At 57.1% G+C, this 8,843-nt stretch carries 8 protein-coding genes; 3 read left to right on the top strand and 5 right to left on the bottom strand.

The annotated features are described in order from the left end of the window. The first annotated feature begins 186 nt into the window (after positions 1–186). Positions 187–486, top strand: coding sequence for an Arc family DNA-binding protein (locus ADK28_RS19320; RefSeq protein ID WP_004930644.1), 300 nt, complete (start codon positions 187–189; stop codon positions 484–486). Between the two features lie 68 nt (positions 487–554). Here ADK28_RS19320 and lapB read toward each other — a convergent pair whose 3' ends face one another. From lapB to pgpB, 3 genes are all read right to left on the bottom strand, one after another. Further along, the gene (lapB, locus tag ADK28_RS19315; RefSeq protein ID WP_048796413.1) at positions 555–1,727 is read right to left on the bottom strand and encodes a lipopolysaccharide assembly protein LapB; all 1,173 of its coding nucleotides are present in this window, start codon (positions 1,725–1,727) and stop codon (positions 555–557) included. 6 nt (positions 1,728–1,733) lie between these two features. Next, entirely contained in the window at positions 1,734–2,036 is a 303-nt protein-coding gene (locus ADK28_RS19310; RefSeq protein ID WP_048796412.1) for a LapA family protein, read from the bottom strand. Positions 2,037–2,334: 298 nt separating this feature from the next. Further along, on the bottom strand, positions 2,335–3,099 hold the full coding sequence (pgpB, locus tag ADK28_RS19305) for a phosphatidylglycerophosphatase B (protein WP_016927531.1): 765 nt from the start codon (positions 3,097–3,099) through the stop codon (positions 2,335–2,337). 279 nt (positions 3,100–3,378) lie between these two features. Here pgpB and ribA point away from each other — a divergent pair, with 279 nt between their 5' ends. Next, positions 3,379–3,972: a GTP cyclohydrolase II gene (gene ribA / locus ADK28_RS19300; protein ID WP_004930678.1), complete on the top strand. Its 594-nt coding sequence runs from the start codon at positions 3,379–3,381 to the stop codon at positions 3,970–3,972. A gap of 56 nt (positions 3,973–4,028) precedes the next feature. On the opposite strand, the gene acnA is transcribed toward ribA, so the two are convergent. Continuing rightward, positions 4,029–6,701, bottom strand: coding sequence for an aconitate hydratase AcnA (acnA, locus tag ADK28_RS19295; RefSeq protein WP_033640140.1), 2,673 nt, complete (start codon positions 6,699–6,701; stop codon positions 4,029–4,031). 301 nt (positions 6,702–7,002) lie between these two features. On the opposite strand from acnA, the gene ADK28_RS19290 reads away from it, so the two are divergent. Continuing rightward, positions 7,003–7,860 carry a DUF6216 family protein gene (locus tag ADK28_RS19290; protein WP_147882138.1) on the top strand — a complete coding sequence of 286 codons (858 nt, stop codon included), beginning with the start codon at positions 7,003–7,005 and terminating at the stop codon, positions 7,858–7,860. A gap of 65 nt (positions 7,861–7,925) precedes the next feature. On the opposite strand, the gene cysB is transcribed toward ADK28_RS19290, so the two are convergent. Next, positions 7,926–8,843 (bottom strand): HTH-type transcriptional regulator CysB (cysB, locus tag ADK28_RS19285; protein ID WP_048796410.1); only part of this gene is annotated, 918 nt, incomplete at its 5' end.

Below are 8,843 nucleotides of genomic sequence, written 5' to 3'. Positions count from 1 at the left end.
TCATCTACAAATAATGTTTCCGGTACAGGGCCCGCACGCTCGGGCCCTGCCTCTGTTTCTCGCCTAAAAAAACCGCGTTTGCCCCGCCCTCATTTGTTACATAAATATTAAATTTTTATTACACACTAGACACCCGATCGCCAGTGGCTTAGCTTGAAGGCATCTTCCTGCAGAAAGGCTTTCAAAATGAGCGAGATATCGACACTTACCATTAAAATTCCTCTGGAACTCAAGGAAAAAATCCGCGCCGCCGCCGCTGAAAACGAATTTTCGTTGAGCGTGGAAGTGTGCCAGCGCCTGGAAAGCAGTTTCAGCGCGCCCGCCACCAAAGCAGAAAAACCGGCCAAAAAGGCGGATGACCTGCACCACGGCGAGATCGACAATCAAAGCACCGAAGAAGAAATTGAACAGCCGCTGAGCCAGAAAGAGCTGAAGAAACTCCGCCAGCTGTTGAAAACCGGCGCCAAAGGCGGCAAGAAAAAATAAGCGACGAACAGACGAACATAAAAAACGGGGCGATAAATCGCCCCGTTTTGTTTTGTCGCCCCGCCGCATTATTGGCCGTCCAGACCGCGGATCGGTTTAACCGATGACCAGGCGCGGCACGACGGGCAATGCCAATAGAGCGAGTGCGCGGTGAAGCCGCATTTGTGGCAGCGGTAACGCGGCTTGGTGCGAATTTGCTCGCCGACCATATCGCGCAACAGCAGCAGACTCTCTTTCGCCCGGCCGTCTTCGGCGTCCGCCAGGTGATAATCCATCAGCCGGTAAAACACCCGCATGGTCGGATGGCGTTGCAGCTGGCGGTTGATATAGACCTGCACCACGTCGCGCCCTTCGTGCTGCTCGATAATCTCGGCCAGCATCAGATCGGCGGTGGCGCCGGTGTTCTCTTCCACGCAGCGCTTCAGGAATTCAGCCCAGTTGTGCTGTTGTTCCGGCAGATGCGAGTAGCATTCCTGCAGCATCGGCAGCGTTTCGCTGACCAACTCTTTATCCTGGCTCAGAACGCGTTGCAGCGACTCTGCCGCTTTGGCGTAGTCGTTTTGCGCCATATAGATGCGCCCGAACATGATGGACACGCGCGCACACTGTTTATCGGCGGCGGCCGCCCGTTTGAGCAGGCTCATCGCCCGATCGAGATCGTCGCTGCCCATCGCCTGCAGCGCCAACTCACAGTAAAAGTGCGCGATCTCGACGCGTTGCTTCTCTTTGCCCAGCTTGACCAGCTTTTCCGCCACGTCGATCGCTTTCTGCCAGTCGCTGGTCGCCTGATGGATCACCAGCAGTTGCTGCAGCGCCGAGACGCGAAAATCCGCTTCGTCAGTCAACTGGCTGAACATGTCTTCCGCGCGATCGTACAGCCCGGCCGCCATATAGTCTCGGCCCAATTGCTGGACCGCCAGCAGGCGCTGTTCGAAAGTCAGAGAGGCGCTTTCCATCAAGGCCTGATGGATGCGGATGGCGCGGTCGACTTCGCCGCGCGAGCGGAACAGGTTACCCAAGGTCAGGTGGGCTTCAACGGTGTTGCTGTCCTCTTTCAACATGTCGAGGAACAGATCGACCGCCTTGTCCTGCTGGTTGGAAAGCAGAAAGTTCCCCCCCGCCACATATTCGCGCGACAGGCGGTTGGCTTCTTGCTGTTTATCCTGCTGAGCGCTTCTGCGCCCCATGTACCAACCGTACGCGGCAGCCACGGGCAGCAACAGAAACAGCAGTTCTAACATAGAGGATTATTCCTTGCTGACAACAGGCTGAGCCGCCGGTTCTGCGGGCTGCTCAAGCTGCAGCTCCAGCCTTTTGATTTTGCGCTCGGCGCGACCCAGCGCAATACGCGTGCGCAGGTAGAACAGGCCGCAAATGATCCAGCCGAGAACGAAACCGGCGCCAAACAGCGTGGCCAACAGAGTCGATACGCGATAATCCCCCTGCGCAACCAGATAGTTAAAATTGACCACCTGATCGTTATGCGCACCCAAGGTGACGGAAATCACGAAGATCGCCAGAACCAACAAAAAAATCAGCAAATATTTCACATTCTTTCCCGCGATGCCGAGTGAATCGGATGAACGATGCCAAAATGTGGCGTCCCTAACCCTTAAGTTAGCATTTCCCGCTGCGGCAGGGAAACCCTGCCGCACGATAAAACCACATATCTGCTGGCATATTCGGCAGTAAACGGTCTTAGCGAACAAATTGATGAGAAAGCTTCTCAAAACGTCGAATTTATAAGGATATGGGGGCAACCGGGCGAATTGCAATGGCGGGAAAATGTAAGCGGTTAATGCGGCACCGGTCCGATGCCGCCTATTTTGTGACGCGGTCACATATCGATCATATCTCCGGCTTGCGCGCCGCGATTTCCTGCTGCTCTTTTGGCGGCGGCGTCAACGGGCCAAACCAACGCTGCGCCAGCCAGCAGGTGATCACCACCAGCAGCCAACTGATCAGCGTAGCCATCGCCAGATCGCGCGGCCAGTGCATGCCCAGCAGCAGACGGCTGCCCATCACCCCCGTTGCCCACACCATCAGCAGCGCGACGGTTTTATAATGGCGGCGCGGCCACAGCAATCCTACGCCCAGCAGCGCCCAAGTGGCGGCGAACATCGTATGCCCCGACGGGAAAGCGAAGCCGGTTTCAAACTGCCAGTGCTTACGCAGCCAGTTCGGCACCAGCGTCTGGTCTTGCAGTTGCTCGCGCACCAGCGCGCTGCGCTCTTTACGATGCAGCGAATAGAAATATTTTCCGTCCACGCCGTGGGTTTGCTCGAGCCATACCACAAACGGCCGCGGTTCTTGCACCCGATCCTTGATCAACGACTTGACCCCCTGCCCAATCACCAACGCGGCGGAAAGCAGGATCGCCAGACCGATGGCCGCTTTCAGCCGAAAGCGCAGGCACCACAAAAACCAACCGCAAAGGATAGCGCTGGTCAGAATGCCCCACGGCGAGGTCACGGTTTCGGTCACCCAGAACAGCGCTTTGAGCAGCCGATCATTGCCGCCGGGCTGCCAATGCCAGCCGGATGCCCATACGACCAGCGGCATCAACAGCAGCAGCAGCGCGCCGCCCGCCGTACGTTTTGCTATCTCATACATTCCCGTTTTCCTCTGCGTGAATCAGGCTGCAGTGTAACAAGAGTGCAATATTGATAACACGCGAAAAATTAAACAGATAGGAAACCTATCGCAATAATAGGTGGCCAGAAAACGCCATCTGCTGGTTTGCTGAGCACCGCCCGGCAAGAAGTTGTGGCAAAATAGCCGATAATTAACGAAATAGAGATCGGCGTAGCACGTTTTAGTCTTGGTCAATTTACTGAACCGGACTTAGGATGCGCGACAATGATTGAATCGTAGGTTTTTGTGGAGAGTGACATGCAGCTGAAACGGGTGGCAGAGGCTAAACTGCCGACACCTTGGGGCGATTTCCTGATGGTAGGATTCGAAGAACTGGCGACCGGACATGACCATCTGGCACTGGTATTCGGTGATATTTCCGGCGAAGCGCCGGTGCTCGCACGCGTGCATTCCGAATGCCTGACCGGCGACGCGTTGTTCAGCCTGCGCTGCGACTGCGGTTTTCAACTGGAAGCCGCACTGGAGCAGATTGCGGAAGAAGGCCGCGGCATCCTGCTTTATCATCGCCAGGAGGGCCGCAATATCGGCCTGTTGAACAAGATCCGCGCCTACGCCCTGCAGGATAAGGGCGCAGACACCGTGGAAGCCAATCACCAGCTCGGCTTCGCCGCCGATGAGCGCGACTTCACCCTGTGTGCCGACATGTTCAAACTACTGGGCGTCGACGCGGTGCGTTTGCTGACCAACAACCCGAAAAAGGTCGAGATCCTGACCGAAGCCGGTATCAACATCAGCGAACGCGTGCCGTTGATCGTCGGTCGCAACCCGAAGAACGAACGCTATCTGGCCACCAAGGCCGCCAAAATGGGCCATTTGCTCGACCAGAAGTGATCGCCACCGCCGCGGAAACAATCAGGGCGCCTTACGGCGCCCTTTTTATTGATTAATTACAGCATTTTCCTGATCACATAGTGCAGGATGCCGTCGTTTTCGTAGTAAGTCAGCTCATTGCCGGTATCGATGCGGCACCGGGTGTCGACCACTTCCTTGCGCCCGTCGGCATAGGTGATGTGCACCGGCACCGTCTGGCCCGGCTGCAGCTGTTGCAGGCCGCCAACGCTGATCTGCTCATCCCCGGTCAGCCCCAGGGTTTTGCGCGTCACCCCCTGCGGGAACTCCAGCGGCAAAATCCCCATGCCGATCAGGTTAGAGCGGTGAATACGCTCGAAGGATTCGGCAATCACCACCCGCACGCCCAGCAGGCGCGGCCCCTTCGCCGCCCAGTCGCGGCTGGAGCCGGAACCGTACTCTTTACCGGCGATCACCGCCAGCGGCACTTTCTCCTGCTGGTACTGCATGGCGGCGTCGTAGATAGACAGCTGCTGTTGCGACGGAATATGGCGGGTATAGCCGCCCTCCACGCCCGGCACCATTTCGTTGCGGATGCGAATGTTGGCGAAGGTGCCGCGCATCATCACTTCGTGGTTGCCGCGGCGTGAACCGTAGGAGTTGAAATCCTGCGGCGCTACGCCATGCTCGCTCAGGTAACGCCCCGCCGGGCTGTCGCGCTTGATGTTACCCGCCGGCGAGATGTGGTCGGTGGTCACCGAGTCGGCCAGAATCGCCAGAATGCGCGCGTCTTTGATGTCCTGCACCGGATCCGGCTTCACCTGCATGGTGCTGAAGAACGGCGGATGGCGGATATAGGTAGAATCCTCCTGCCACTGATAGGTCGCCGAACCGGTCACCTGGATCGCCTGCCAGTTGGCGTCGCCGTCGAACACTTCGCCGTATTCCTTGTGGAACATCTCGGTGCGCACTTCTTCCACCGCCTGAGCGATGTCCTGGCTGCTCGGCCAGATGTCCTTCAAATAGACCGGCTGACCGTCATTACCCTCGCCCAGCGGCTCTTTGGTCAGATCGATCTTCATGCTCCCCGCCAGCGCATAAGCCACCACCAGCGGCGGCGAGGCCAGCCAGTTGGTTTTCACCAGCGGGTGGATGCGCCCTTCGAAATTACGGTTGCCCGACAGCACCGCGCCAACGGTCAGATCGCCCTCTTTGATCGCCTGCTCGATAGGATCCGGCAGCGGCCCGGAGTTGCCGATACAGGTGGTACAGCCATATCCCACCAGGTTGAACCCCAGCTCTTCCAGATAGGCGGTGAGTTTGGCGCTGTCGAAGTAGTCGGTCACCACTTTGGAACCCGGCGCCAGCGAGGTTTTTACCCAGGGTTTGCTGCGCAGACCTTTCTTGACGGCGTTTTTCGCCAGCAGGCCGGCCGCCATCATCACGCTCGGGTTGGAGGTATTGGTGCAGGAGGTGATCGCCGCGATCACCACCGCGCCGTCGCGCAGTTCGTGCTGCTGCCCGTCCAACGTAAAGGTTTTGCCGTCTGTCTTGGCCTTGTGGCCGCCGATATCCAGCTCGGTCGCGGCCTTGAACGCCTGCGGCACATTCGGCAGCGCGACGCGATCTTGCGGGCGTTTCGGCCCGGCGAGGCTCGCCTCCACCGTCGACATGTCCAGCGCCAGCGAGCTGGTGAAGACCGGCTCATCCCCCGGATTGCGCCACATGCCCTGCGCTTTGGCGTAGGCTTCCACCAGCGCGATTTGTTCGGCGCTGCGGCCGCTGAGCTTCATATAGCCGAGCGTAACGTCATCCACCGGGAAGAAGCCGCAGGTGGCGCCGAACTCCGGCGACATGTTGGCGATGGTCGCCCGGTCCGCCAGCGGCAGATCGGCCAGGCCGTCGCCGTAAAACTCGACGAACTTGCCGACAACGCCGTGTTTGCGCAGCATTTGGGTGACGGTCAGCACCAGATCGGTGGCGGTAATGCCCTCGCGGAGCTTGCCGGTCAGCTTGAAGCCGACCACATCCGGGATCAGCATCGACACCGGCTGGCCCAACATCGCCGCTTCCGCTTCGATGCCGCCCACGCCCCAGCCGAGGATGCCCAGGCCGTTGATCATGGTGGTGTGGGAATCGGTGCCCACCAGCGTATCGGGATAAGCCACACGGCGGCCGCTTTCGTCGCTGTGCCAGACCGTTTGGCCGAGGTATTCGAGGTTGACCTGGTGACAGATGCCGGTGCCCGGCGGCACCACGCGGAAGCGGTTAAAAGCTTTCTGCCCCCAGCGCAGGAAGGTGTAGCGCTCGTGGTTGCGCTGCATTTCGATACGCACATTGTCTTCGAAGGCGTTGTTATCGCCAAATTCATCGACGGTAACCGAGTGGTCAATCACCAGATCCACCGGCGACAGCGGATTCACCTGCTCGACATTGCCGCCCAGTCGCCGTACCGCTTCGCGCATCGCCGCCAGATCCACCACCGCCGGGACGCCGGTAAAATCCTGCATCAGCACGCGCGCCGGACGGTAGGCGATCTCACGGTCAGCATGGCCGGTTTGCAACCAGGCGACGATGGCCTTGAGGTCGTCAACCTGCACGGTATCGCCATCCACATGACGCAGCAGGTTCTCCAACAGCACTTTCATCGATTTCGGCAACCGGTCGATAGCACCCAGCTGCTTCGCCGCCAGCGGCAGACTGTAGTAGTAATATTCGCTATTCAGCGCAACCAGCTTATCCAGACTTGTTTCACGAAGATCGGACGACATAGCTCCTCCATTTCTTATTGTGACTAAAACAGGGTAATCAGTGAGGTCTTGTTTAAAGATACCACAAAGACAAGTTAACGTTTTGATAACAACACGATTTGATCACAACGATAGGCGGGAACAATCACAGAAGTTAATGTGAAGAGTGTCAGCGAGTTACCTTAACCGCCGCTCCTTGCCTGAAATGCCAAAGCCGCATGAAACGGTTTCATCGAACATGCGCGATAATTTCAATCGGCATTTCCCGATACATCAGCGATATTGAACATTCTGACAATAAAGCACGCGCATGGAGCACATTTTGAATATCACCATCGATCCAACCTTCCAAAATCTAATGGTCGTGGCTACATCACTCATACCGTTGATTTTGTTTATCATTATTATCTACCGTACGCGATCTGGTTATATTCTGCTCAAATTCTTGTGGGATAAAGTTCTGCGCGGTAAGGGCAGCCAGTATGAGAGCATCAAAACATTCGACAGTGAACAGTATGAGGTGCATCGCTTTATTTACCATTACGGCATCAAGGTAAGAAACCTCACGGAAATTGAGGCAACGCTGCGTTGGATGAAGAACAAAGACGTCGCAATGCATGAGTTGCGGCGCATAAAGGACAGATTTACCCCTAAAGATCAGAAAATTAGGCTGGCAAGCGCGATGGAGTTTGCCATCCTTGCTGTATCTATCGTGCTTTTGTACTTCATTACCATTGCCGCAACGAAACTCACAATCACCAATGAAGCCTGGTATGAGTTCAAACAGACCACGCACAGTTTTCTGTTGGGCAAAGACTATGCGAAAAACTCAGATCTGTTTATTCCGTTTATATCAGACAAAAAATGGGAACTGACACGAGAGCAATGCGGCGCCCGTGATGCTTTTCAACGCGCCGCCGAGGTCGGTCTATTGGAAAGTGAGGTACAATCAATCTGTTATAAACTCACCAACGGTGATGACAGTGAACGGCGCGCCGATGTAAAAATACAAAAGAGAATAGGATGGACGCTTTTGGCATCAAGCCTTTATCTCCTTTACCTGGCTGTTATAACGATCGTCGCCGCCAAACGGGCCAAAACGTTGGATAAGCGTATCAATCAAGACGCTAACGCTTTACCTCAGTCTCAACCCCCGACGAATAACCAAGATGCGCCGTAAGCGGCAGCATACAAAACAGGAGGGACACCCCCTCCTGTTTTGGCCGACGCGCCGCCAACCTGAACTTACTTAATCGGCAGCTTGATGTCCTTGAACATCGCTTCGATCTCTTCGTTGGAGCGCAGCGCCACCGCGCTGTCGACCACGTCGCGCGTCAGGTGCGGCGCGAAGCGCTGAATGAAGTCATACATGTAGCTGCGCAGGAAGGTGCTGCGGCGGAAGCCGATTTTGGTGGTGCTGTAGGTGAAGATGTCGCGCGCATCCACCGTCACCAGATCCGGATCCTGCACCGGATCCACCGCCATGCTGGCGATCACCCCTACCCCCAGTCCCAGCCGCACATAGGTTTTGATCACGTCGGCGTCGGTGGCGGTAAAGACGATGCGCGGCGTCAGACCGGCGCGGTTGAAGGCGGTGTCCAGCTCCGAGCGGCCGGTAAAGCCGAAGGTGTAAGTGACGATCGGGTAAGCCGCCAGCTCTTCAATGCTGATGCTGCTTTTGCCCGCTAAAGGATGATCGGGCTTCACCACCACCGCACGGTTCCAGTGGTAGCACGGCAACATGATGAGATCGTCGTACAAGTGCAGCGCCTCGGTGGCGATGGCAAAATCGGCGGTGCCCTTGGAGACCGCTTCGGCGATCTGCGTCGGCGAGCCCTGATGCATGTGCAGCGAGACGCGCGGGTAACGCTCGATAAAGCCCTTGATCACGTTTGGCAAGGCGTAGCGAGCCTGCGTATGCGTGGTGGCGACGTACAGCGAGCCTTTGTCCGGGTAGGTGTGTTCACCGGCAACGGCTTTGATGGCGTCCACTTTGGACAACACTTCACGCGCGATGCGAATGATTTCCTGGCCGGCGGGGGTGACCTGGGTCAGGTGCTTGCCGCTGCGGGCGAAAATCTGGATGCCCAGCTCATCTTCGAGCATGCGCACCTGTTTACTGATGCCGGGTTGAGAGGTATAGAGCCCTTCTGCCGTCGAGGA

This window comes from Serratia sp. 506_PEND (genome assembly GCF_001076875.1).
GTDB classification, from domain to species: Bacteria; Pseudomonadota; Gammaproteobacteria; order Enterobacterales; family Enterobacteriaceae; genus Serratia; species Serratia marcescens.
Note: the sequence above shows the minus strand (reverse complement) of the source record. Positions and strands in the feature narration are given on the sequence as shown.